Genomic DNA, 23,618 nt, shown 5'->3' with positions numbered 1-23,618 from the left:
GCTCGGAGGGGCACGCACAGGAACCGGTCCACGCGGGCGCGTGTCCGGGTGACGTGCGGCGCTCAGCGCGCCGCGGTGACGAGAGCGGGTGGGCCGCGCCGCGAGACGTCCGACAGTACGACGGCGGCCGTGAGGCGAGGCCGCGAGACGACGACGCCGATCCGGGCGGGCATCGGCGCGCGCGGGGCGATGGCGCGGGCGCGCGAGAGCACCGAGCGGATGCCGCGGCCCAGGGCCCGCAGCATCCGCTCACCGCCGTGAAGCACGGCCACGGTGACGGCGCCCGCGATCGCATGGGCGACCAGCATGGGGGCGTCCGGGAGGACGAGGGCGCTGAGGTCGGCGCCGAGGTGCGCGACATGGTGTCCGTGGAGCGCGGCCGGATCGGTGCCGGCGGTGACGGCGAACGAGACGTGGAAGAGCGCCTGGGCGGCGAGCACCGTGGCTGCCACGCGCCACATCGCCAGGCGCCGCCCCGCTATCGCCACGGCGAACGGGGCGGCCAGCACCCCAGTGGCCGCCACCAGCGCGACGGGCGGAGCTCCGCCGCCGCCGAGCGTATGAGCGGCTGCGGCGACGATCGTCGCGACCCACGCGCCCGCGGTCCCGCGCAGCGCGCGGACGTGGCGTGGGGTCACGGCTCCTCCTCGCGTCGAGCCTACGGGACGGATACGGCCCGTCTCGCGCCCGCACGGCGCCCCGGCGGCGGTCGACGGTCACACCCAACTCAAAGCCTGACGCGGGTACCGTGAGCGTGTGGAAGTCCTCGCGTTCGTCATCGGCGTCGTGCTCATGGTCGTGGGCCTGGCGGTGTCGATCGCCCTGCACGAGCTGGGCCACCTCTGGCCCGCGAAGAAGTTCGGCGTCCGCGTGGGGCAGTACATGATCGGGTTCGGCCCGACGCTGTGGTCGCGGCGCATGGGTGAGACCGAGTACGGCGTCAAGGCGGTCCCGCTCGGCGGCTACATCTCGATGGCGGGCATGTACCCGCCGTCTCCGCAGGCCGAGAGCCGCGCCGGGCGCGCTGGAGGCGGGTTCTTCGCCACGATGGTCCAGGACGCCCGCGACGCCAACGACGAGACGCTCCACGCCGGCGACGACACCCGGGTGTTCTACCGGCTTCCGGTCTGGAAGCGCGTCGTCGTGATGCTCGGCGGGCCGGTGATGAACCTGCTCTTCGCGATCGTGCTGTTCGCGATCCTGCTCACCGGCATCGGCGTGCAGACGGCGACGACCACGGTCGCCCGTCTGTCCGAGTGCGTGCCGGCCACGAGCGCGAGCGAGTGCACGGCATCCGATCCCGCCGCTCCCGCCGCCACGGCCGGCATCCTCCCCGGCGACACCCTCGTGTCCATCGACGGCGAGCCGGTCGCCGATTTCGCAGAGGCATCCGCGATCATCCGCTCGTCGCCCGGCGAGGCGCTCACGTTCGTCGTCGAGCGCGACGGTGCCGACCGATCCTTCACCGTCACGCCCGCCACCATCGAGTCCGAGACGACGGCCGCCGACGGCACGACGACGACGGAAGAGGTGGGGTTCCTCGGCGTCGGACCCGTGGTCGAGTACGTGCGCCAGCCGATCTGGGTCGGTCCGCAGATGGCGCTGCAGAACGTCGGCGCGGTCGCGGCCATCATCTGGCAGCTGCCGGTCAAGGTCTGGGACACCGGGGTGAGCCTGGTGACGGGCCAGGAGCGCGACCCGAACGGACCGCTCAGCATCGTCGGGGCCGGGCGCCTGTCGGGCGAGGTCGCCGCCGCGGAGGCGCCGATCCTCAACCGGGTCGCCGGCTTCCTGTCGCTGCTGGCCTCCCTCAACATCGCGCTGTTCGTCTTCAACCTCATCCCGCTGCTGCCGCTGGACGGCGGGCACATCGCCGTGGCGCTGTGGGACGGGCTGAAGCGGGTCTGGGCGAAGCTGTTCCGCCGTCCGCCGCCGAAGCCCGTCGACGCGACCAAGCTCGTGCCCGTCACGTTCATCGTCGTGATCGGGCTCATCGCGATGGGCGGCGTGCTGATCCTCGCCGACATCGTCAACCCGGTCTCGATCTTCTGATCACCTGAGCCGCGGCATCCGTCGTCCTCTCCGGGTTCGGGGCGCCCGGCGTGCGCTCGGGGCGCGCGGGGTGCGCCCCGGACGTTCACGACGCGCCCCGAACCCGGAGACGTGCGAGGGGGAAGGCAGCCGTCAGGCGTCGACGGGGGTGAGGGCGTGCTCGACGAGCCGGCGGAGCGTCGTCATGCCGTCGCGCGACAGGATCGACTCGAGGTGGCCCTGCACCGACGCGAATCCGGGGCCGCGCAGGGCGTAGACGTCGCCCGTCGCGTCGGCGGCGACCTCGGCCTCGCCCACGCGCTGCGTCCCGGCGGGGACCCGAGCGGTGAACGTGTTGTAGAACCCGATCGATGCGGGCACGCCGAACACGTCGACCGACTTCTGGAGCCCCTGGTGCGGCGCGTCCAGCGACGCGAGGTCGATCCCGAGCGAGTCGGCGAGGATCTGGTGGCTGAGGCAGACCGCGAGGATCGGACGGCCGGTCTCCCGCCGCCGGGCCACGACCTCGCGCATCCGCCGGATGCGGGGGCTGGAGGCGTCCCGGGGGTCGCCGGGTCCCGGCCCCGAGACCAGCAGCTCCGCGGCGTCGACCTGCTCGTCGGTGACCTCGCTCCACGGCGCGATGCGGGCGTCGAGCCCCAGGTGCCGCAGCTGGTGGGCGAGCATCGTGGTGAAGCGGTCTTCGGCGTCGACCACGAGGGCGGAGCGTCCCGTGAACGGGCCGACCTCGTCGGAGCCCTGCGGGTTCAGCCAGAACTCGGCCAGCCGCGCGTTGCGCGACGCGAGCAGCTCGGCGATCGCCGGGTCGTCGGCGAGCCGGCGCGGTGCCGGAGCGGGAGCGTCCTCGTCGATGACGTCGCCGTCGGGCACCGGCACGATCGCCGCCTCGGCGGCGGCGTCGCGCGGGACGGCACCGATCGCGCCGAGCACGCCGGCCGCCTTGCCGTGGGTCTCGCCGACCTCGCCGTACGGGTCGGAGTGGCGCACGAGGGTGGCGCCGACCGGGACGCGCAGGCGGCCGTCCTGGAGGTAGGCCGTGCGGATGAGGATCGGAGCGTCGAGGTCGTGGGTCGCCTCGCCGGCGGCGAGGGTGAGCCGCGGCGTGAAGAGCGCCGCCACGCCCGAGTAGTATCCGCGGGGCGTCGTCTCGTGGCGCTTGATCACCGTGCAGGCGTTCTGCATCGGTGACCCCGTCACCGTCGGCGCGAACATCGTCTCGCGCAGGATGTCACGGGGGTCGAGCCTGCTGCGGCCCCGCAGCACGTACTCGGTGTGGGTGAGCCGCGACATCTCCTTGAGATGCGGCCCGGTGATGCGGCCGCCGTCGGAGCAGACGGCGCTCATCATCTTCAGCTCCTCGTCGACCACCATGAACAGCTCCTCGGTCTCCTTCGTGGAGCGCAGGAACTCGGCGAGCGTCTCGGGGGTGGCGCCGCCGGCAGGGTGGCGGAACGTGCCCGAGATGGGGTTCATGGTCACCACGCCGTCGCGCGCGCTGACGTGCGCCTCGGGGCTCGCCCCGACGGCGACGTGCCCCGGGGTGACGACGGCGAACGTCCAGTACGCGCCCCGCTCGTGCTCGAGGAGCGCTCGGAACCACGTGAGCGCGGCGGTGGCGGCATCCGACCCGACGCCCGCGGTGAAGTCGCGGCGGATCACGAAGTTCGCGCCCTCGCCCCGGCCGATCTCATCGGCGATCACGCGGCGCACGATGTCGGCGTACTCCTCGTCGGCGATGTCGAAGCCGGCGTCCTCGAGCGCGACCGGCTCGGCCGGCAGCTGTGCCAAGACCTCCTCGCGAGGGAGCGCCACGCGCTCGGCCACGATCAGGCAGCGCAGCGGCGCGCCGTCGTCATGGCACTCGAAGCCGCGCTCGCGGACCTGCCGGAACGGCACCAGCGCGAGCACCTCGCGCGGCGCCCCGGAGGCGTCGGTGAGCGGGATGTCGGCGAGCAGCTCGACGTCGACCACGTCGCCGGTGAGCAGCTCGACGGCGGTGCCGTCGCGTGCGATGAGGGCGAAGGGGATGCCGCGCTCGGCGATCTCGCGAAGCGAAGGGTGGGCGGGCCCGGTCATGGCTGTGGTCTTTCGTCGTGGGGGGAGGCATCCCTTACGAAAAAGAAGACCGCCCCGAGGGCGGTCTGAGTCGCTCGAAACCCACCGCCTATGCGGTGAGCCACCAGGAGAGGCGAGCGGACATGCGCCGAACCTATCACAGCCGGGATCGGCTCATCTGGGCGTGACGGCCCACGGGCGGCGCGTTTCGCTCCATACTGAGGCCGACCGTTTCCTCGCATCCTCGCGCCGCGGAGGCCCGTCTTGACCCGACTCCCCATCACCGAGCGCCGGCCCGACCCGGCCCGGGCGCACGACCGAACGCGCCCGTCGATCGCCGATCGCATCCAGAACATGGGGGAGCAGCGCACCGGCGCGCTCCTGCTGGTGCTCGCGACCCTCGCGGCGATCGTGTGGGCCAACCTCGGGGCGGCGTCGTACCACGACTTCTGGGAGACCGACCTCACGATCGGCTTCGGCGACATCGAGCTGGAGTTCACGCTCCACGCACTGGTCAACGATGCCCTGATGGCCGTCTTCTTCTTCACCGTCGGCCTCGAGGTGCGCCGGGAGTTCGCGATCGGCGAGCTGACGAGCTGGTCCCGGGCCATGATCCCGGTGATGGCGGCGGTGGCGGGTCTCGTCGTGCCGGCGGCCCTGTTCCTGGCGATCGCCGCGGGCACCGGGCAGGAGCACGCGCGGGGTGTCGTCATCTCGACCGACACCGCGTTCCTCGTGGGCGCGCTCGCCCTCATCGGCCCGCGCGCGTCGGGCCGGCTCCGGGTGTTCCTGCTGGCCCTCGCGGTCGTCGACGACATCGGCGCGCTGAGCATCATCGCGCTCTTCTACACCGAGAGCTTCACGCCGCTGCCGCTGCTGATCGCCGCCGCCGGTCTCGCCGCCATCTTCTTCACGCGCTACGTGCCCCGCGGGCGGGGGCCGATCTACGCGACGCTGTCGATCATCGTGTGGCTCGCGTTCCTCGCCTCCGGCGTGCATCCCACACTGGCGGGGGTCGCGATCGCGCTGCTCATCCCGGTGTACCGGCCCAACCGCCGCGACGTCGAGCAGGCGCTGGAGCTGGCGCGCATCTTCCGGCAGTCCCCGAACAGCGAGTACGCGCGCCAGGCCGCGAACAGCCTGCGCGAGTCGATCTCGATCAACGAGCGCCTCCAGTCGGCGTACGCGCCCTATGTCGCCTACGTGATCCTGCCGGTGTTCGCCCTCGCCAACGCGGGCGTCGAGGTGTCGGGGCCGATCCTCGCCGCGGCGGTGCAGTCGCCGGTCACCTGGGCCATCGTCGTCGGCCTCGTCGCGGGCAAGTTCGTCGGCGTGTTCGGCGCGGCGCTGGTCATGAAGGTGTTCAGGCTCGGCGAGTTCGGGCTGGGGCTGACCCTGGACCGTGTCGCGGGCGGCGCCATGCTGTGCGGCATCGGCTTCACGATCTCGCTGTTCATCATCGACCTCGCGATCGACGATCCCGGCGTGCAGAACGAGGCGCGCGTGGGCGTGCTGGCGGCCTCCCTGCTGGCGTTCGTGCTGGCGGCGGTCATGTTCCGCATCTCCGACGCCCGACGGCCCGACGACGACGGCGGCCGCACGCTCGTGCGGCCGGTGGACCCCCAGCGCGACCACATCTACGGCGACGTGAACGCCCCGCTGACGATCGTGGAGTACGGGGACTTCCAGTGCCCGTTCTGCCTCAAGGCCTCCGGCTCGATCGAAGAGGTGCGCCGCGAGCTCGGCGACCGTCTGCGGTACGTGTGGCGTCACGCGCCGCTCGAGCGTCAGCATCCGAACGCGCTCGCTGCGGCCGAGGCGGCGGAGGCGGCGGCGCTGCAGGGGAGGCTGCCGGAGTTCTCGCGGAGCCTGTTCGCCGACCAGGAGCACCAGCTGCCGTCCGACATCATCCGGCGCGCTCGCGAGCTGGGACTGGACGTCGACCGCTTCGAGGAGGACCTCGCCTCCCCGAAGGTCACCGGCCGGGTGCGCGACGACATGCTCGACGCCGAGGCGATGGACATCACGTCGGTCCCCACGTTCTTCGTCAACGGCATCCGTCACACCGGCCCGTACGACGCGCAGACGCTGATCCGCGCGCTCACGAGCTCCGCGCCCGACCCCGCCGAGCCCGGCGGGGTCGCCGAGCCGGGCATGCCCGACGCCGGGCGGTGACCGCCGGTCAGGCGGTCGCGCGCTCGAGCATCGCGGCGCCGTGGCGCCAGCCCACCGTCTCGTACCCGACGACGACCACCGCCGGCGAGCAGGCGATGAGGAGCATGCCGATGGCGAGCGACGCGCCCAGCGCGACCGCGCCCACACCCACGGCGAGGACCGCGACGACGCCGAGCCACAGCACGAGGTGGAAGCCGTCGAACTGCCTCACCAGCACCGCGTAGAGCACGAAGAGCAGCGTCTCGAACGCCAGCACCGGCACCGCGATGGTCAGCGCGGCGAACGTCGCGTCCACGTGCGCGTCGCCGCCGATCACGTACGCGGCGACGTGCAGACCCGCCCCCACGCCCACGAGCGCGCCGAAGAGCGCGATCTGCAGGTAGCCCCACGCGAAGCTCCGTTCCGGATGCCGCGCCAGCACGCGGCCCCAGGGGATGGCGAAGTAGATCCACCACATCCCGAAGGCGAGCGCCACGCCCGAGAAGGCGACGACGCCGGTCTCGAGGGTCCACCCGTCGACCTCCAGCACGGCCGAGATCGCAAGGATGGTCCCGAGGATCACCTCGCCGAGCGTGATGATCACCAGCAGCCCGTACCGCTCGGCGATGTGGTGCGCATGCCACGGCGTGCGCCCGAAGCGCAGTTCTGCGAAGAGCGGCCCGGCCAGTTCGAACAGGGTGAGCAGCGTCGTGACGACGAGCGTGATCCCGATCGGCATGTTCAGGAAGATGAGTGCGATCCACCCCAGCTGGGCGATCGAGATGTTCACGATGTAGGCGATCGCAGTGCGGCGTCGGGCCTCGTCGTGCATCGCCACGCGGGCCCACAGCGCCACCGTCGCCAGCCGCATGACCACGTAGCCCGCCACCATGACGGTGTTGTCGAAGATCCGCCCCTCCTCCAGCGAGTGGAACACCGGCGGCACGCCGAGCGCGACGACCAGGACGCCGATCATGACGACCATCGTCGCGAGGCGGAAGAAGAGGTCGTCGTTGTCGTACGCCGAGGCGAGCCAGGAGTAGTTGATCCAGGCCCACGTCACGGCGAACGTCGTGAAGGCGAACCCGACGAGGGCGGTGGGCAGGTGTCCCAGCTCGAGCTGGTGCGCCGTCTGCGAGCCGATCTGGCTGAAGGCCACGACGAAGACGAGGTCGAAAAGCAGCTCCAGCGGCGTGGCAGCCCGGTGAGCCTCGTGCGGGTCCCTGCCCGTCATGCGTCCGATGCGGTGGCTCAGGCTCATGCCCGGAAGATACACCGTCCCCCGTACGGCCCGGCACGATGACGGATGCCGCGGCGCGCGGCATCCGTCGTCGACGGCGGCGGCTCGGAGCCGACGGTCAGATCCGCCCCGTAGGCTGGTGCCGTGCCAGCCGTGAATCTCGGGATGCCCAAGGTCCCCGAAACGCTCGCCCCCCGTCGCAAGACCCGCCAGATCAAGGTGGGCAAGGTGCTGGTCGGCGGCGACGCCCCGGTGAGCGTGCAGTCGATGACGACCACGCCGACCACCAACATCAACGCGACGCTGCAGCAGATCGCCGAGCTGACCGCCTCCGGCTGCGAGATCGTGCGGGTCGCGGTGCCGTCCCAGGACGACGCCGATGTGCTGCACATCATCGCGAAGAAGAGCCAGATCCCGGTGATCGCCGACATCCACTTCCAGCCCAAGTACGTCTTCCAGGCCATCGACGCCGGCTGCGGCGCGGTGCGCGTCAACCCGGGCAACATCCGCAAGTTCGACGACCAGGTCGGCGCGATCGCCGCCGCCGCGAAGGCGGCCGGGGTCTCGCTGCGCATCGGCGTCAACGCCGGCTCGCTCGACCGGCGGCTGCTCGAGAAGTACGGCAAGGCGACGCCCGAGGCACTCGTCGAGAGCGCGGTGTGGGAGGCGTCCCTCTTCGAGGAGCACGACTTCCACGACTTCAAGATCTCGGTCAAGCACAACGACCCGATCGTGATGGTCAAGGCCTACCGCCTGCTCGCCGAGCGCGGCGACTGGCCGCTCCACCTCGGGGTGACCGAGGCCGGGCCCGCGTTCCAGGGCACGATCAAGTCGGCGACCGCGTTCGGGATCCTCTTGGCGGAGGGCATCGGCGACACCATCCGCGTCTCGCTGTCGGCGCCGCCCGCCGAAGAGGTCAAGGTCGGCCACCAGATCCTGCAGTCGCTGAACCTGCGCGAGCGCAAGCTCGAGATCGTGTCGTGCCCGTCGTGCGGACGCGCCCAGGTCGACGTCTACTCGCTGGCCGACTCCGTCACGGAGGGCCTCAAGGACATGACGGTCCCGCTGCGCGTCGCCGTCATGGGCTGCGTCGTCAACGGGCCCGGCGAGGCGCGCGAGGCCGACCTCGGCGTGGCATCCGGCAACGGCAAGGGGCAGATCTTCGTCAAGGGCCAGGTCATCAAGACCGTTCCGGAGGCCGACATCGTCGCCACCCTCATCGAGGAGGCGAACCGCATCGCCGACGAGATGGGCCCGGCCGCACCGGTCGGCACCGCGCAGGTCGTCACCGCCTGATGGGCCTCGGCCGCCTGTCGGCGGCGCAGCGCGCGCTCGTCGCGTCGTGGCTGCCGGGCGTCGAGATCGTCGCGGATCTGAGCTGGAACCAGGCGGACACCGTCGTGCTCCGCGCGCGGCACGACGGCCGCGATCTCGTCGTCAAGGCGGGGGGAGCGCAGAACCACCACCTCGGCCGCGAGCTCGATGCGTACGAGGGCGGCTACACCGCGGGGTGGGCGCGGTCCGGACGCGCGCCCGGGCTGCTCCACGCCGATCGCCCGGCGCGCATCCTGGTCACCGAGTGGCTCGAGGGCCGGCTGGTGTACCGGACGCCGGCCGCGGCCGACCCCGACGTGCACCGCCGCGCGGGGGAGCTGCTGCGCGCGTTCCACGATCAGGCCTCGCGGCCGTCGGAGGGGACGGATGCCGCCGCCACCGGCCGTGCGATCGCCTGGCTCGATGCGGATCACGCGATCTCCGGCGACGTCGAGGAGCGGCTGCGGCATGCGCTGGCGGTCCTCGCGCCCGTGGAGGCGGACCTCGTGCCCACGCACGGGGACTGGCAGCCGCGCAACTGGCTCACCGACGGTGGCATCCTGCGTGTCATCGACTTCGGCCGGTTCGCATTCCGGCCGCCGGCGACCGACCTCACCCGGCTCGCCGCGCAGGAGTGGCGCGACGATCCCGCGTGCGAGGCGGCCTTCCTCGACGGTTACGGCCGGGACCCCAGGAATCCGGCGCATTGGCTCCTCCTGCGGCTGCGCGAGGCGATCGGCACCGCGGCGTGGGCGCACCAGGTGGGCGACACGGCCTTCGAGGCGCAGGGGCACCGCATGATCGCCGACGCGCTCGCGGAGTTCGATGCCGGCCAGGCGGGCGGTCGCCGTCCGTCGTGGCAGGATCCGATGTCATGACCGACGCCGAGTCCGCCGCGACCGCACCCGCGTCGGCACCCCTGTCCCGCCCGATCGTCGCCGGCATCGTCACGGCGCTCGTCGGGGTGACGAGCACGTTCGCGGTCGTGCTGACCGGTCTCGACGCCGTGGGTGCGACCCCCGCGCAGGCCGGGAGCGGGCTGCTGATCCTCTGCCTCACGATGGGCGCCTCGGGTCTGCTCCTGGCGTGGCGCCACCGCATGCCGATCACCGTGGCGTGGTCGACGCCGGGCGCCGCGGTGCTCGCGGCCACGGGTGCCGTCGACGGCGGCTGGCCGGCCGCCGTCGGTGCGTTCCTCGTCACGGCGGGACTCATCCTGCTCACGGCCCTGTGGCCGCAGCTCGGGCGGCTGATCGCCCGGATCCCGCCCTCGATCGCGCAGGCCATGCTGGCGGGCGTCCTGCTTCCGCTGTGCCTCGCGCCGGTCACCGGGCTCGTGACCAACCCGTGGGGCGTGGCGCCGGTCGTCATCACGTGGCTCGTCTTCGTGCGGCTCGCGCCGCGGTGGGCGGTGCCGCTGGCCTTCGTCGCCGCGTCCGTCGTCGTCGCGGTCGACGTCATGGCCCGCGGCGCCGCGTTCGACCCGGCCCTGCTGGTTCCGCGGCTGGAGTTCACCGCGCCCACCCTCACCGTGGGAGCGGTCGTGGGACTCGCGCTGCCCCTCTTCCTGGTCACGATGGCGTCGCAGAACGTGCCCGGCGTCGCGATCATGCGCAGCTTCGGCTACCGGGTGCCGTGGCGTCCCGCGATGGTGGTCACCGGCGTCGGCACGGCGGTCGGCGCGACGGCCGGCGGGCACGCGATCAACCTCGCTGCGATCAGCGCCGCGCTCGCCGCCGCGCCCGACGCCGACCCGGACCCAGCCCGACGGTGGGTGGCGGGAGTGTCGACGGGGATCAGCGGCATGGTGCTCGGCGGACTGTCGGCCGCACTGGTGGCGCTGGTGGTGGTGGCGCCGGACGCCGTCATCCCCGCCGTCGCCGGCATCGCGCTGTTCGCGGCCTTCGGATCGTCGGTGCAGCAGGCGATCGACGACCCCGGCGAGCGGCTGCCGGCGGTCGTGACGTTCCTCGTCGCGGCGTCGGGAGTCGCCGTCGCCGGCGTGAGCGCGGCGTTCTGGGCGCTCATCGCGGGGCTCGTCGTGCGCGAGGTGCTGCACCTCGGCCGCCGCGCGCGCTGACGAGCGGAGTCAGTGCAGCGCCCCGCCGGGCACCGCGGCGTCCGCGGCGACGTCCAGGCTCGTGCGCACGGCGATCTCGAGGGCCCGGGCGATGTCGGCCACCGGAAGGGTCGCGGACCCCGCCGAGGGCGCGTGCTCGGCGGACCACGGCACGTGCACGAAGCCCGCGCGGGTGCCGGATGCCGCGACCTCGAGGGCGGTGAAGAAGACGTGGTTGCAGACGAACGTGCCCGCCGTGTACGAGACCTCGGCGGGGATGCCGGCGGCGGCGATCCGCCGGGCGATCTCCTTGACCGGCAGGGTGGCGAAACGTGCGGGCGGCGCGTCCGGGACGCTCGGCTGATCGACCGGCTGCGCGCCGTCGTTGTCGGGGATCCGCGCGTCGACGAGGTTCACGGCGACGCGCTCGACGCCGATGGCCTCGCGCCCACCGGCGAGGCCCGCCGCGATCACGGCTTCCGGCCGATGCTCGGCCATCAGGGCTCGCAGTCGATCCGCCGCCCCGGCGAACGTCACCGGCAGCACCGCGGTGACGAGGCGCTCCGGTCCGCTCCAGCGCTCCGCGACCAGGTGCACCGCCTCGCCGGACGGATTGACGGCGTCGCCGCCGAACGGCTCGAATCCGGTGAGGAGGACGGTGGCCATCGCACCAGGCTATGCGGTGGGCTCCAGCACCACGGTTCCGGTGGCGATGTCGGCCGTGCGCACCCGCACCCGCACCGTGGTGCCCGGATCCGCGTCGAGATCGGCGACCTTCGCGGTCACCGGGGGCTGGACCAGCTGCACTCTTGCGGCGCCGTTGCGTCTGCCCAGCACCATCGCGTCGAAGACCGCACCCTCGCTGCCCGAGAGCAGGGCGGCCTCGACCCGGTCCAGGGTCGCCGCCTCGAGCCGAGCGGCGAGGCCGCCGCTGCGGTCCATGGTCTTGGGCAGCGAGGCCAGGCTCTCGCGCGCCCACGCCGGCACCTCGTCGCCGGCGGTGAGCGCCTCGCAGACGACGAGGGACCAGCGGTCGACGAGCCGGCGCAACGGCGCGGTGGTGTGCGCGTAAGGGGCGCCGATCGCGGCCTGGGAGGGATCCGCGGGCGGCTCCCCGTCGAACGCGACGTAGCCGGCGCCGCGGAAGAGCCCGGCCGCGGCGGCCAGGATCGCCAGTGCGGCAGGGGTGCGGCGGTCGAGACCGCGGAGGTAGTCGCCGTACGTGATGCCCGACGGCCAGGGGATGCCGAGCACCGAGGTCTGCGCCCGGAAGGCCGCGACGTCGTCGGGATCCGCCGCCGGCATGGTGCGGAGGATGCCGACGCGGCCCGCGAGCATGATGTCGGCCGCGGCCATCCCGGTCATCAGCGACACCTGCGCGTTCGAGTCCTCGACCGGCAGCGGCGCGTCGCGCTCGAGCCGGTACCGGTCGCCGTCCGCGACGATGCGCGTCTCGGGCACGTTCAGGCTCGCGCCGCCGCGCTCGGCCTCCCGCTCCAGGCGGAGGGGGCCGAGCCATGCCAGCGCCGCCAGGCTCGGCGGCGCCGTCCCGGCGTCCAGCGCGGCTTGCGCGTCCACGTAGGTCCACTGCGCCCGCGACCGGATCGTCGCGCGTCGCACGGATGCCTCCACGGGACGCGCGACGTCGTCGAGCACGAAGCGCCACACGTAGGCGCTGCGCTGCACGCCCGGCAGCAGCGAAGCGGCGTCGTGGCTGATCGGCGCGGGGTGCAGCGGCACCCGTCCGTCGACCGCGTACAGCGTCCGGCCCCGTCGACGCGCCTCGACGTCGACGGCGCCTCCCGGCCGGACGAAGGCCGGCACATCGGCGATCGCGTAGTGCAGCACCGCCCCGGTGCGCGTCCGCTCGATGTGCAGCGCCTGGTCGAGGTCGGTCGAGCCGGCGGGGTCGATCGTGAGGAAGTCGAGGTCCCGCAGGTCGTCCAGTTCCCCGCCGGGTTCGGTGGACACCGACGCGGCGGCCTGCTGCGCCTCGGCCTCCACCTCCGGGGGGAAGGCGCCGGGAAGATCCAGCTCGTCGCGCAGCCGGCGCAGCGACTCGACCAGCTCGTCGTGCGCGCGGGCGGAAACGAGTCGGGAGCGGTGTGCGGGCACGCGAACAGTGTAGGCACCGGTGTGAGGGAGGCGCCGCGGACGCGGTCGATCCGGCCGTTGTACGGCGGGGTGGCCGGCGCCGTCACGACGGCGGCGCTCCTCGGCACGGACGCCCGTCCTGCGCCCACGACGAGCCAGACCGAGCCCACGCCCACGCCGACGCCGACGCCGACGCCCGAGCCGACCCCCGAGCCCACGCCGCAGCCGACGGCGCCGGCCGCCCCGCCCGAGGGCGTCACGCCCTTCGCCGGGGACTGCGCCGCCGCCCTGGACGAGGCCTCGGTCGAGGCGGTCGCCGGGATCGACATGATGCTCTCGGACTACCGGTGGAGGACGGGCGCCGACGACGTGCTCGGCGGAATCGACTGCGTGTGGGTGTCGGACGGCGTCTATCTCGCTGCCACGGCGCACCTGTTCGCCTACCCCGAGGCGGTGGTGGGCGAGGATCTGCGCGCCGGCACGCCGACCGGCTGCGCGTCCATCGAGGACGGCGCCCGCGTCGAGTGCACCCAGGCGGGCACGGTGGACGGCACCTGGATGGTGGTGCGCGCCGCCGGTGACACGGACGCCGTGACGGCCGCGGGCGTCGCCGGCCTCTTCGCCGAGGCGTCCACGCGGCTGGCCGATCACCCGACCCCCAGCCCCGCCCTGCGCACCCCGCAGTGGTGGTCGCTCCCGGACTGCGCCGAGGTCGCGGCATCCGTCGATCCCGCGGTGTACGGCTTCGAGCGCGTGGCGCTGCTCGGCCAGAGCAGCCGGGGCGAGGCGACGGAGCGGCTCGAGGGCATCGCGCTCTTCGCCCAGGCGACCAGCTGGTGCGAACTGCACTTCACCTCGGGCAGCGGCGACACGAGCTCCGGCGAAGTCGTCCGTGTCGACGTCGTCCCGGGTGGCGCGATCGCGTTCCCGACGGCGCTCGCCTCGGCGGGCGCGGAGCCGGTGACCGTCGACGGCGCCCAGGCCGCGGTCATCGCACCGGGACTGGACCGCTACGAGGGCTCCGGCGCGGTGGTCGTCGCGACGGACGGCGTGAACGTCCTCCTGGTGACGCCGGACTTCATCCGTCCGACGACCGATGCCCTGGCGCTGACGGCCGACGTGTTCGCACTCATGCACCCGTGACGCGAGGGCGCTGCAGCCGCTCGTCATACACTTGACCCTCGTGGTCACCCGTCTGTCGCACTACTTCCTCCGCACGCTCCGTGAAGACCCCGCCGACGCCGAGGTCACGAGTCACCGGCTGCTCGTGCGCGCCGGCTACATCCGGCGTGCCGCGCCCGGCGTCTTCACCTGGCTGCCGTTGGGCCTGAAGGTCAAGGCGAGGATCGAAGCGGTCATCCGCGAGGAGATGGCCGGCGCCGGCGCCTACGAGGTGCACTTCCCGGCGCTGCTGCCGCGGGAGCCGTACGAGGCGTCCGGCCGCTGGACCTCCTACGGCGACGGCATCTTCCGGCTGCAGGACCGCAGGGGCTCCGACTACCTGCTGGCGCCGACGCACGAGGAGATGTTCACGCTTCTCGTGAAGGACCTCTACTCGTCGTACAAGGACCTGCCCCTGACGATCTACCAGATCCAGGACAAGTACCGCGACGAGGCCCGTCCGCGCGCCGGCCTGCTCCGCGGGCGCGAGTTCACCATGAAGGACGCCTACTCGTTCGACTACACCGACGAGGGACAGGATGCCTCGTACCAGTCGCAGCGCGACGCCTACGAGCGGATCTTCCAGAAGCTCGGGCTGGAGTACGTCATCGTCGCCGCCGACAACGGCCTGATGGGGGGTGCGCGCTCCGAGGAGTTCCTGCACCCCACGGCCGTGGGCGAGGACACCTTCGTCCGCTCCGCCGGCGGCTACGCGGCCAACGTCGAGGCGTTCACCACGATCGCGCCCGACCCGATCCCGTTCGACGGGATCGGCGCCCCCGTGATCTTCGACTCGCCGAACACGCCGACGATCGAGACGCTCGTGAACCACGCGAACGCGCACCTCGACGCTCCCGCGTCGGGCATCGCCGGTCCCGCCACCGACGGGGCGTCCGAGTGGACGGCCGCGCACACGCTCAAGAACGTGGTCCTCGCGCTCACCCACCTCGACGGACGCCGCGAGCTCGTGATCGTCGGCATCCCCGGCGACCGCGACGTCGACGACAAGCGCGTCGAGGTCGCCTTCGCCCCCGCCGCCGTCGAGCCCGCGACCGAGCAGGACTTCGAGAGCAACCCGCTGCTGGTGAAGGGCTACATCGGCCCCTGGTCCGAGACCGGGCCGGTCCTCGGCGAAGAGTCGGCGACCGGCATCCGGTACCTGCTGGACCCGCGCGTCGTCGACGGCACCGCCTGGGTCACCGGCGCCAACATCGACCAGAAGCACGTGCACACGCTCGTCGCGGGTCGCGATTTCACCGGCGACGGGTTCATCGACGTGGCGAACGTGCGTGACGGCGACCCGGCGCCCGACGGGTCGGGTCCCGTGGAGCTGGCACGCGGCATGGAGATCGGCCACGTCTTCCAGCTCGGCCGCTTCTTCGCCGAGACGCTGGGCCTGAAGGTCCTCGACGAGAACGGCAAGCTCGTGACCGTCACGATGGGCTCGTACGGCATCGGCGTCACGCGCATCCTCGCGATCATCGCCGAGCTCAACAACGACGAGCGCGGTCTCATCTGGCCGCCGGCCGTGGCGCCGTTCGACGTGCACGTGGTCGCCACCGGCAAGGACCAGGTCGCGTACGACCTCGCGGCGACGCTCGCCGCCGACCTGGAGGCATCCGGTCTCGACGTGGTCTACGACGACCGGCCGAAGGTGTCGCCGGGGGTCAAGTTCGGCGACGCGGAGCTCGTCGGCGTGCCGCGCATCGTCATCGCCGGCCGCGGCGCCGCCGACGGCCAGGTCGAGCTGTGGGACCGCCGCACCGGCGACCGCGAGGTCGTGCCGGCCGCCGACGCGGTGGCGCGCCTCACGGCGCGCTGACGCGCGCGCGGGGCCGCCGCGGCTGACGACGGCCGGCGGCGCCGGCGTCTTCCACGGCCGGCGGTCGCACGCAACCCCTGCGCACATCGGGCCCGGCCGGTGCTCCGACGTGGCAACGTGGAGGCATGGCCGACAGCACCGTGGTTCCCTCCGAGGTCACCGAGGATCTGCGCCGGATCCTCGCCGACGCCGGCATCAGCGACAACGCCGACCTCGTCGCGCGCATCCTCGCCACCGGGATCGGGCTCGGGATGGACGGCGCCGATCGACTCGACCTCAAGATCGCCAGCTCTGCGCTGACCGAGATGCGCGCGGCGTTCCGGCTCTTCGCGCCCTACGACGACGCACCCAAGGCCACCATCTTCGGCTCCGCGCGGACCAGGCCCGATGACGCGCTCTACCGCCAGGCATCCGAGGTGGCCGCAGCGCTCGCCGCCCGCGGCTGGCTCGTGGTGACCGGCGCAGGTCCGGGCATCATGCAGGCCGCCGCGGAAGGCGCCGGCCCGCACAACTCCCTGGGCGTGTCGATCCGGCTGCCCTTCGAGGAGAAGCCGAACGCGGTCGTCGGCGAGAGCGCGCGCAACGTCGCGATGAAGTACTTCTTCACCCGCAAGCTCATGCTGGTGAAGGAGTCGCGCGGGTTCGTGTGCGTGCCCGGCGGCTTCGGCACGCTCGACGAGATGTTCGAGCTGCTCACCCTGCAGCAGACCGGCAAGGCCGACCCGGTGCCGATCGTGCTGCTCGACGCACCCGGCGGCGGTTTCTGGGAGGGCCTGCGGCGGTTCATCGACGACCACCTGCTCAGCTCGGGCGTCATCTCGGACGGCGACTTCGACCGCGTGCTCATCACGGACTCGGTCACCGAGGCCGTGGACGAGCTCACGGGCTTCTACCGCAACTACGACTCGCTGCGATGGGTGGGCAAGCGGCTCGTCCTGCGGCTGCGAGCCGAGCCGACGGACGAGGAGGTGGCCGCACTCAACGAGGAGTTCGCCCCGATGCTCACCGAGGGTGGCATCGAGCGCCGCGGCCCGCTCACGATCGAGCGCGAGGACGCCGACAGGGTCGATCTGCCGCGGCTGGTGCTGCGGCTCGACCAGTTCCGCGTGGGGGAGCTGTACCGACTCATCCGGGCCGTGAACGCGCTCGGGTCGGCTGCCGCGCCGGCATGAGCCGGTTCTCACACGCTCGTCTCCGGCCGTTCACCCGGCGTTCCGGTGGACGTCGCCACGCGCGGCGAGGCTTCGGCCAGTCCCACCGAACCGTCTCGAACGCAGAGAGGACGATCGTGAGCATCGTCGAAGGATTCCGCCGCTCCCTCCCCATGGCCGACCACGCGCGAGGCAAGCGCCTCGCGGTCACGTGCCAGTACAAGTGCGCCAACGCGTGCCTGGGGCCCGAATGCAACCCGTCGCAGAACGAGACGTTCCAGCAGGTCGCCGCCGCCGCGCTGTCGCGGCGCGCGCTGCTCGGCCTCGGCGCCGCCGGCGCGGTCGCGATCGCGGTGGGGGCCACGCGCGGGCAGGCGCCGCTCTCGGGCCCGGGCTCGGCCGGCGTCGGGGGAGCGGGTGCCGCGTTCGCCCGTCCGGTGAGCGGGGGCCTTGCGTTCGACCCGATCGCGCCGGTCAACCGCTTCGTCGACGAGGTCGTCGTGCCCTCCGGCTACACGTGGCAGCCGATCATCCGCTGGGGCGACCCGCTGTTCTCCCACGCTCCGGTGTTCGACATCGCCGCCCAGACGCCCACGACGCAGGCCCTGCAGTTCGGCTACAACTGCGACTACCTCGACATCCTCGCGGACCCGAGCGGCAAGACCGGCGTGCTCGTCACCAACCACGAGTACGTGAACCCCGACATCATGTTCCCGCCCACGACCGACCCGGCCGAGCGGCGGCGTCGCGGCGACATCTACAAGGCCGCGATGGGCATGTCGGTGGTGGAGATCACGCGCACGCGCACCGGCGAGCCGTGGTCGTACGTCGTCGGCGGCACGCGCAACCGCCGGATCACCGTCGAGACCGTCTTCGAGCTCACGGGCCCCGCAGCCGGCAGCGACCTCGTGAAGACGGCCGCCGACCCCGAGGGTCGCTGGGTGCACGGAACGCTCGGCAACTGCGCGGGCGGGACGACGCCGTGGGGCACGATCCTCTCCGGTGAGGAGAACTTCAACGGGTACTTCGCCTGGGCGGCGGACGCCCCCGCGCAGAAGCGCTACCAGTCCACGTCGTCGACCTCGACGTCCACCGGGTGGGAGACCTACGACCCGCGCTTCGACGCGCACAGCCCCGACTACGTCAACGAGCCGAACCGGTTCGGCTACATCGTCGAGATCGACCCGCAGGACCCGACCTCGACGCCGCGCAAGCACACTGCGATGGGCCGTTTCAAGCACGAGGGCGCCAACGTCACCGTCGCCGAGGACGGCCGCGTCGTGGCCTACATGGGCGACGACGAGCGCAACGACTACCTGTACAAGTTCGTCTCGAAGAACCGGATCTCCGGGTCGCGCAAGAAGAACCTCGAGCTGCTCAGCGAGGGCGACCTGTACGTCGCGAAGTTCGCGGGCAACTCGCCGGCCGCGCAGATCACCGGCACCGGCGTCCTCCCGGCCGACGGCCTGTTCGACGGCTCCGGCACGTGGATCCCGCTCACGCAGAACGGGCAGTCGGTCGTCCCCGGCTTCTCGACCGAGGAGGTGCTCGTCTACACGCGTCTGGCGGCGGATGCCGTGGGCGCGACGAAGATGGACCGCCCCGAGGACGTCGAGCCCCACCCCACGACCGGCAAGGTCTACCTGGCGCTCACGAACAACTCGGCCCGCTCCGTTGCGACGCTCGACGAGGCGAACCCCATCACGGGGAACCGCTACGGCCACGTCGTCGAGCTCACCGAGACCGAGGGCCAGTCGGGCACCACGTTCGGGTGGAGCATCCTGCTCCTGTGCGGCGATCCCGCCGTGTTCGCGAACTCGTACTTCGCGGGCTTCCCGAAGGAGCTGGTCTCGCCGATCTCGTGCCCCGACAACGTCGCGTTCGACTCGGCGGGGAATCTGTGGATCTCGACCGACGGCGCCCCGAGCACCATCGGCTACAACGACGGGCTGTTCCTCGTGCCGCTCGAGGGGGCCGAGCGCGGTCACGTGCAGCAGTTCCTCGCGGTGCCGCGGGATGCCGAGACGTGCGGCCCCGTGATCCACGATGCCGAGGGACTCTTCTTCGTCGCGGTGCAGCATCCGGGCGAGGACGGCTCGTACGCGGCCCCGACGTCGCGGTTCCCCGACTACGGCTCCGCGGCGCCCGGCGATGCGCCGAACGCGCCGCGCCCCTCGGTCGTGCAGGTGTACCGCGCCTGACCCGTCCCCACTGCGACGCCGCGCCCCCTACCCCGGGGGCGCGGCGTCGCCCTCGTCGCGCGGTCACATCCGGGCGAGGCGGGCCCGTGCGATGGTGAACACGGCGTAGGCGATCAGCCCCAGACCGACGATCCATGCGAGCGCCGGACCGAGGAAGAGGTCCAGGAGCGCATCCACCGCGCCGTCCAGGCCACCCGCGACCTCGGCGTCCGTGCCGACGGCCGCGACCACCAGGAGCACGCCGACGATGGTCAGTGCGACACCCTTGGCCACGAAGCCCGCGATGCCGAGGATGGTGACGCTGCGTCCGCGCTTGCCCTCGGGGATCCGGATCCGCTTGCGGAAGCTCCGGCGCACGCCCATGACGATGAACGCGATCCCGCCGATGCCGATGCCGAGCCCGATGAGGAACAGCACGATCGACCCGCCCCAGATCCGCAGCAGCATCTGGCTCGCCGTCTCGGCGGCCTGCTCGCCGTCCGGTCGGGCGCCCAGCGCCACGGCGGCGGCGATCGCGCCGAGTGCCGCGAAGACGGCCGCCTGGCCCCACTCGGCCACCCGCCGCCCCCACTTACGGGCCGCTCCCTTCGTGTCGCCGGTCCAGTCGCGAGCCAGCAGCCCTTGACCGGCGCGCCAGACAGCCAGCGCCCACAGCCCGCCCGCGACCAGCCACAGCAGCACGAAGCCGGCGGGCGCGCCTGCGACGGCCTTGAGCGCGCCGGCCTGGTCGCCGTCGCCGTCACCCCCGGAGGCGATGACGAGGACGATGATCCCGATGAGGGCGTGGATCACGCCGTTGGCCGCGTAGCCCGCTCGCGCCATCACCTCGAAGACGGTGTTCGACTCGGCCTCGCGCGCGAGCTGCTTGGCGCCCTGCCTCACGCCGTCGGTGCTCTCCACCCCCTCACGCTAGACCGCGCTCCCGGCCCCTGCACGGGCTTGACGCGGGTACCGGGATGGTCCATCGGACGGGCGACCGCGGGAGGGCTCGCCGGACGGCTGACCTAAAATGGTGCGGATGATGCGCGCGGACCTCAGGGCTGCCGCGTCCGGATGGAGCATCGTCCCGCGCGTGGTGCGCGGTGCCTCACCGGTCGTGCTGGTCGTCGTGGGCGCCCTCGCGCTGCTGACCGGGCTGCTGATCGTCACGCGGCCGCTGACGTCGCTGCTGCTGCTGACGATCTACGTCGGTCTGAGTGCGATCTTCTCCGGCGTCGCCCGCATGCTCTCGGCACCCGAGACGCCGCTGTGGTCGCGGGTGCTGTTCGGCGCGGCGTGGGTCGCGCTCGGCCTCGCCGTCCTGCTCGGACTCGGCCGAACACTCGAGCTGCTGCCCCAGCTCATCGCCGTGCTGCTGGTACTCGGCGGGCTGGCCTCGCTGTACGACGCGATCGCCCGCGGCACGGTCAGCCAGCGCGTGCTGGCGGCGGTGTGGGGCGGTGCGCAGATCGCGTTCGGCATCCTCTCGTACGCATGGCCGGACGTCACGGTGCTCGTCGTGGCGGTGGTGTTCGGCGTGCGCACGATCGTCTTCGGCGCGACGCTGCTCGTGCGCGCGGTCCGCGCGTTCGTCGAGGGGCGACGGACCGTGCCGTCGGGTGCGCAGGGCGGGGTGCGGGGCCATCGTCGGAAGGCGGATGCCGCGCCCTCGCGCCCGTCGTCGGCCGCCGGCGACGCCACCCCGCCGAAGCGGCCGTCGCGCACCCGCGCCGCCTGGCTCGCCGCGGGCCGCTACGCGCTGGCGGCGCTCCTGGTCGGGCTGGCCGCGGGCGGCTGGTGGGCGAACTCCTGGTTCCAGGACGGCGCGCAGGTGGTCGACGGGTTCTACGATCCGCCCGACGTCGTGCCGTACGAGCACGGCCGTCTGATCCGCTCGGACGACTTCTCCGGTCAGAAGCCGCCGGACGCCGAGGTGCGGCGCATCCTCTACACGACGCGCGACGCGCTCGGGCAGCCGGCCGTCGCGAGCGCCCTCGTGATCATGCCGCAGGACCCGCCGCCGGGTCCGCGCCCGGTGGTCGCGTGGAACCACGGGACGACCGGCGTCGCGCGCGGCTGCGCCCCGAGCCTGCGGGACGCCTCGGCGACGAGATGGGCGATCCCGGGGCTCGATCGGGCGGTGGCCGAGGGCTGGGTGGTCGTGGCCTCGGACTACTCCGGCCAAGGCGCGCCCGGGGTCTTCCCCTACCTCATCGGGCGCGGGGAAGCGCGGTCGTCACTGGACGCGGTGATCGCGGCCGACGAGCTGGAGGGTCTCACCCTCTCCCGCCGGACGGTGGTGTGGGGCCACTCGCAGGGCGGCCACGCGGCTCTCTGGATGTCGCAGGTCGCCGGCGACTACGCGCCCGACCTCGACATCCTCGGGACGGCGCTGCTCGCCCCCGCGGCAGAGCCGGTGAAGCTCGCGGAGGAGCTGACGCGCGGCGATGCCAACGTGCTGCTGTCCATCCTGATCTCCTGGGTGCTCGTCCCGTACGCCGACACGTATCCCGACGTCGACCTGAACCGCTACATCGCCCCGGGCTCGGAGGCGATCGTCCGGGAGATGACGCAGCGCTGCCCCTCGGAGCCCGGCGTCGTCGTGTCGGTGGCGACCGCGCTGGGGGTGTCGGAGGACCGCCCGCTGTACGTCGGCGACCTCACCGCGGGACCCCTGGGCCGCCGGCTCGAGGACAACACGCCGACGGGGCCCTGGGGGCATCCGATCCTCATCGCCTGGGGCGACCAGGACGAAGTCATCCCGCCCCGCCTGCAGCAGGACTTCGTGGACCGCCTGTGCGCGCTGGGGGAGCAGGTGCGCAGCCTCGAGTACCGCGGCTACGACCACCTCCGTCCACTGCTGCCCGGCTCCGCCTTCGTGCCCGTGATCATCGACTGGACCGAGGCGCGATTCGGTCGCGCGGCCACGCACGTCGACGACTGCCCGCGGTGATCGGCGCCGACCGGCTCCTCGCGCCGGGGGAGTCGGCATCCGGTAACGTTGTAGGGTTCCGGCGCGCGGCGCGTGCCGGTGAGAGCTGAATACGGAGGCCATTGTGGACATCGATCTCGGACTGCTGCGGACTGTCGAGCGCGAGAAGGAGATCCCCTTCGACGAGCTGGTGCGGATCATCGAGCAGGCGATCCTGACCGCCTACGCCAAGCACACCTCGCCCACCGGCGAGCTGCCCGAGGGCGCACGGGCGCAGCTCGACCGCAAGACCGGTCACGTGGCCGTGTTCATCCCGCTCCGCGACGACGAAGGCGCCGTCATCGGCGAGGAGGAGTCGACCCCGGAGGACTTCGGGCGCATCGCGGCCTTCGCGGCGAAGCAGGTCATCAGCCAGCGTCTGCGCGACATCGCCGACGACGCCGTGCTCGGGGAGTTCCGCGGCAAAGAGGGCGACATCGTCGCCGGCGTCGTGCAGCAGGGCCCGAACCCCCGGATGGTGCACGTCGACCTCGGCACCGTCGAGGCGATCCTGCCGCCGGAGGAGCAGGTGCCGGGCGAGGACTACGCCCACGGCTCCCGCCTGCGCGTCTACGTGACGTCGGTGGCCAAGGGCGCGAAGGGCCCCTCGATCACGGTCTCGCGCACGCACCCCGGCCTCGTGCGCAAGCTCTTCGCCCTCGAGGTCCCCGAGATCCCCGCCGGCCTCGTCGAGATCGTCTCGCTCGCCCGCGAGGCGGGTCACCGCACGAAGATCGCGGTCAAGGCCAACGACCCCTCGATCAACGCCAAGGGCGCCTGCATCGGCGAGCTGGGCCGGCGCGTCCGGGCCGTCACCGAGGAGCTCGGCGGTGAGAAGATCGACATCGTGGACTACGACCCGGAGCTGGCGAAGTTCGTGGCGAACGCCCTGTCGCCGGCGAAGGTCACGTCGAGCTTCGTGCTGGACGCCTCGAACAAGGCCGTGCGCGCGCTCGTGCCGGACTACCAGCTGTCGCTCGCCATCGGCAAGGAGGGGCAGAACGCACGCCTTGCGGCCAAGCTCACCGGCGCGAAGATCGACATCCAGCCCGACTCCATCCTCGAGGAGGGGTGACCGTCGGCGCTGGCTCCCAGCCGGTCGGTGTACCATGGATCCTGTACGAACGTGCGTCGGATGCCGCACGCGTGCTCCCCGGTCCGCTCTTCTGAGAGTGGTCTCCATCGAATCCGTCCTCGTCCTCGACGAGCGCGCATCGATGCCCGGACGAGGCGCGTGGGTGCACGAGACGCAGGAGTGCGTGGATGCCGCCATCCGGCGCCGCGCCTTCGTGCGGGCATTGCGTGTGTCAGGCCCGCTTGACACGCAGACCATCGAAGAGCACATCCAGCGAAAAGGCTGAACGG

Annotated in this window: 18 protein-coding genes; 12 read left to right on the top strand and 6 right to left on the bottom strand. The window is 72.6% G+C overall.

Annotation, left to right across the window (positions count from 1 at the left end):
• Positions 1–62: 62 nt before the first annotated feature.
• Positions 63–638, bottom strand: coding sequence for a hypothetical protein (locus ACZBH1_RS00680; protein ID WP_452324909.1), 576 nt, complete (start codon positions 636–638; stop codon positions 63–65).
• A 118-nt stretch (positions 639–756) separates the two neighbouring features.
• Here ACZBH1_RS00680 and ACZBH1_RS00675 point away from each other — a divergent pair, with 118 nt between their 5' ends.
• Entirely contained in the window at positions 757–2,052 is a 1,296-nt protein-coding gene (locus ACZBH1_RS00675; RefSeq protein WP_463645193.1) for a M50 family metallopeptidase, read from the top strand.
• A gap of 132 nt (positions 2,053–2,184) precedes the next feature.
• Here the strand turns inward: ACZBH1_RS00675 and ACZBH1_RS00670 are convergent, their stop codons facing one another.
• The gene (locus ACZBH1_RS00670) at positions 2,185–4,128 is read right to left on the bottom strand and encodes an anthranilate synthase family protein (RefSeq protein ID WP_463645192.1); all 1,944 of its coding nucleotides are present in this window, start codon (positions 4,126–4,128) and stop codon (positions 2,185–2,187) included.
• 333 nt (positions 4,129–4,461) lie between these two features.
• Between ACZBH1_RS00670 and nhaA the strand changes: the two genes are divergently transcribed.
• Positions 4,462–6,282: a Na+/H+ antiporter NhaA gene (gene nhaA, locus ACZBH1_RS00665; RefSeq protein WP_463646636.1), complete on the top strand. Its 1,821-nt coding sequence runs from the start codon at positions 4,462–4,464 to the stop codon at positions 6,280–6,282.
• A 7-nt stretch (positions 6,283–6,289) separates the two neighbouring features.
• On the opposite strand, the gene ACZBH1_RS00660 is transcribed toward nhaA, so the two are convergent.
• The gene (locus ACZBH1_RS00660; RefSeq protein WP_336398594.1) at positions 6,290–7,522 is read right to left on the bottom strand and encodes a low temperature requirement protein A; all 1,233 of its coding nucleotides are present in this window, start codon (positions 7,520–7,522) and stop codon (positions 6,290–6,292) included.
• Positions 7,523–7,645: 123 nt separating this feature from the next.
• Between ACZBH1_RS00660 and ispG the strand changes: the two genes are divergently transcribed.
• From ispG to ACZBH1_RS00645, 3 genes are read left to right on the top strand one after another with little or no spacing between them, the layout of a single operon-like run.
• Positions 7,646–8,797, top strand: coding sequence for a flavodoxin-dependent (E)-4-hydroxy-3-methylbut-2-enyl-diphosphate synthase (ispG, locus tag ACZBH1_RS00655; RefSeq protein ID WP_336398595.1), 1,152 nt, complete (start codon positions 7,646–7,648; stop codon positions 8,795–8,797).
• Positions 8,797–9,693: a phosphotransferase gene (locus tag ACZBH1_RS00650; RefSeq protein ID WP_336398596.1), complete on the top strand. Its 897-nt coding sequence runs from the start codon at positions 8,797–8,799 to the stop codon at positions 9,691–9,693. Before ispG ends, ACZBH1_RS00650 begins: the two co-directional genes overlap by 1 nt.
• Entirely contained in the window at positions 9,690–10,895 is a 1,206-nt protein-coding gene (locus tag ACZBH1_RS00645; RefSeq protein WP_463645191.1) for a benzoate/H(+) symporter BenE family transporter, read from the top strand. Before ACZBH1_RS00650 ends, ACZBH1_RS00645 begins: the two co-directional genes overlap by 4 nt.
• Before the next feature lie 9 nt (positions 10,896–10,904).
• Here ACZBH1_RS00645 and pcp read toward each other — a convergent pair whose 3' ends face one another.
• A complete protein-coding gene (gene pcp, locus ACZBH1_RS00640) occupies positions 10,905–11,540 on the bottom strand; it encodes a pyroglutamyl-peptidase I (RefSeq protein ID WP_336398598.1) in 636 nt (211 codons plus the stop codon).
• 9 nt (positions 11,541–11,549) lie between these two features.
• Positions 11,550–12,989 carry an RNB domain-containing ribonuclease gene (locus ACZBH1_RS00635; RefSeq protein ID WP_463645190.1) on the bottom strand — a complete coding sequence of 480 codons (1,440 nt, stop codon included), beginning with the start codon at positions 12,987–12,989 and terminating at the stop codon, positions 11,550–11,552.
• Between the two features lie 21 nt (positions 12,990–13,010).
• Between ACZBH1_RS00635 and ACZBH1_RS00630 the strand changes: the two genes are divergently transcribed.
• The 4 genes from ACZBH1_RS00630 to ACZBH1_RS00615 all read left to right on the top strand — a co-directional run bounded on the left by ACZBH1_RS00630 (position 13,011) and on the right by ACZBH1_RS00615 (position 19,303).
• Entirely contained in the window at positions 13,011–14,111 is a 1,101-nt protein-coding gene (locus tag ACZBH1_RS00630) for a hypothetical protein (protein ID WP_463645189.1), read from the top strand.
• Between the two features lie 40 nt (positions 14,112–14,151).
• Complete coding sequence (locus tag ACZBH1_RS00625) at positions 14,152–15,951, top strand: proline--tRNA ligase (protein WP_463645188.1); 1,800 nt, start codon at positions 14,152–14,154, stop codon at positions 15,949–15,951.
• Between the two features lie 125 nt (positions 15,952–16,076).
• Positions 16,077–17,123 (top strand): LOG family protein, encoded by a 1,047-nt coding sequence (locus ACZBH1_RS00620; protein WP_378884687.1) that lies wholly within the window; start codon positions 16,077–16,079, stop codon positions 17,121–17,123.
• A gap of 152 nt (positions 17,124–17,275) precedes the next feature.
• A complete protein-coding gene (locus tag ACZBH1_RS00615; RefSeq protein WP_463646635.1) occupies positions 17,276–19,303 on the top strand; it encodes a PhoX family protein in 2,028 nt (675 codons plus the stop codon).
• A 63-nt stretch (positions 19,304–19,366) separates the two neighbouring features.
• Here ACZBH1_RS00615 and ACZBH1_RS00610 read toward each other — a convergent pair whose 3' ends face one another.
• On the bottom strand, positions 19,367–20,203 hold the full coding sequence (locus tag ACZBH1_RS00610; RefSeq protein ID WP_463645187.1) for a DUF1206 domain-containing protein: 837 nt from the start codon (positions 20,201–20,203) through the stop codon (positions 19,367–19,369).
• 109 nt (positions 20,204–20,312) lie between these two features.
• Here ACZBH1_RS00610 and ACZBH1_RS00605 point away from each other — a divergent pair, with 109 nt between their 5' ends.
• The 3 genes from ACZBH1_RS00605 to ACZBH1_RS00595 all read left to right on the top strand — a co-directional run bounded on the left by ACZBH1_RS00605 (position 20,313) and on the right by ACZBH1_RS00595 (position 23,614).
• Positions 20,313–22,235, top strand: coding sequence for a lipase family protein (locus ACZBH1_RS00605; RefSeq protein WP_463645186.1), 1,923 nt, complete (start codon positions 20,313–20,315; stop codon positions 22,233–22,235).
• A 103-nt stretch (positions 22,236–22,338) separates the two neighbouring features.
• Complete coding sequence (gene nusA / locus ACZBH1_RS00600; protein ID WP_463645185.1) at positions 22,339–23,328, top strand: transcription termination factor NusA; 990 nt, start codon at positions 22,339–22,341, stop codon at positions 23,326–23,328.
• A gap of 34 nt (positions 23,329–23,362) precedes the next feature.
• A complete protein-coding gene (locus ACZBH1_RS00595; RefSeq protein ID WP_336398607.1) occupies positions 23,363–23,614 on the top strand; it encodes a YlxR family protein in 252 nt (83 codons plus the stop codon).
• The last annotated feature ends 4 nt before the right edge of the window (positions 23,615–23,618 follow it).

The organism is Microbacterium sp. ZXT2-5 (assembly GCF_055329545.1).
This window is presented reverse-complemented; position numbering and strand designations above follow the sequence as displayed.

What these genes read in the sequence shown, in the direction of transcription:
- ACZBH1_RS00595 (WP_336398607.1), top strand. Translation starts at nt 23,363, where the DNA reads ATGGATCCTGTACGAACGTGCGTCGGATGCCGCACGCGTGCTCCCCGG.
- ACZBH1_RS00670 (WP_463645192.1), bottom strand. Translation starts at nt 4,128, where the DNA reads ATGACCGGGCCCGCCCACCCTTCGCTTCGCGAGATCGCCGAGCGCGGC.
- nhaA (WP_463646636.1), top strand. Translation starts at nt 4,462, where the DNA reads ATGGGGGAGCAGCGCACCGGCGCGCTCCTGCTGGTGCTCGCGACCCTC.
- ACZBH1_RS00645 (WP_463645191.1), top strand. Translation starts at nt 9,690, where the DNA reads ATGACCGACGCCGAGTCCGCCGCGACCGCACCCGCGTCGGCACCCCTG.
- ACZBH1_RS00660 (WP_336398594.1), bottom strand. Translation starts at nt 7,522, where the DNA reads ATGAGCCTGAGCCACCGCATCGGACGCATGACGGGCAGGGACCCGCAC.
- ACZBH1_RS00615 (WP_463646635.1), top strand. Translation starts at nt 17,276, where the DNA reads ATGGCCGACCACGCGCGAGGCAAGCGCCTCGCGGTCACGTGCCAGTAC.
- ACZBH1_RS00605 (WP_463645186.1), top strand. Translation starts at nt 20,313, where the DNA reads ATGGTGCGGATGATGCGCGCGGACCTCAGGGCTGCCGCGTCCGGATGG.
- ACZBH1_RS00620 (WP_378884687.1), top strand. Translation starts at nt 16,077, where the DNA reads ATGGCCGACAGCACCGTGGTTCCCTCCGAGGTCACCGAGGATCTGCGC.
- ACZBH1_RS00650 (WP_336398596.1), top strand. Translation starts at nt 8,797, where the DNA reads ATGGGCCTCGGCCGCCTGTCGGCGGCGCAGCGCGCGCTCGTCGCGTCG.
- pcp (WP_336398598.1), bottom strand. Translation starts at nt 11,540, where the DNA reads ATGGCCACCGTCCTCCTCACCGGATTCGAGCCGTTCGGCGGCGACGCC.